This window comes from Methylobacterium sp. J-030, from assembly GCF_022829545.1.
Lineage (GTDB): Bacteria > Pseudomonadota > Alphaproteobacteria > Rhizobiales > Beijerinckiaceae > Methylobacterium.
Map to the genome: position 1 here is coordinate 1 of NZ_JAKSYM010000025.1, position 406 is coordinate 406.

Here is a 406-nt window from a genome sequence, read left to right on the forward strand (position 1 = left end):
GACTACCTCTAGGTTACCCGGCGGATCGCCAGGCAGCGCCACCTCGTCATTCGACCACACGCCAGCCGCCTCCTGATAGTCCGCCTCGCTGAACGTGTAGAGGCGCCGGTGCTTGCCCTCGTCGAGGTACTTCTGACACTCCGGGATGCGCGACAGGTCGATGTTCGGCGTCGGCAGCATCTTCTCGATCTGCACCCCGGTGAGCTTCTTCAGTGCCAGGGCGTAGGCGTGGGCGTGTAGCGAGCCGCGCACAAGCAGGTAGGCGCAGGTCTCGCGGCCCGTCGGCTCGCTCATGGTCTCGTAGACCCGCAGCTTGTGGATGCGCGCACCGCATTCCAGGTGGAAATTGTGCAGCAGGTCGATGATCAGGTTCCCGGTCGTCGTCACCATGTCCATGTTCCAGGAC

At 63.8% G+C, this 406-nt stretch carries 1 protein-coding gene; it reads right to left on the reverse strand.

Annotation, left to right across the window (positions count from 1 at the left end):
- The coding region (locus MKK75_RS00535) for a manganese catalase family protein (RefSeq protein WP_244040689.1) at positions 1–406 on the reverse strand (406 nt) is incomplete at both ends.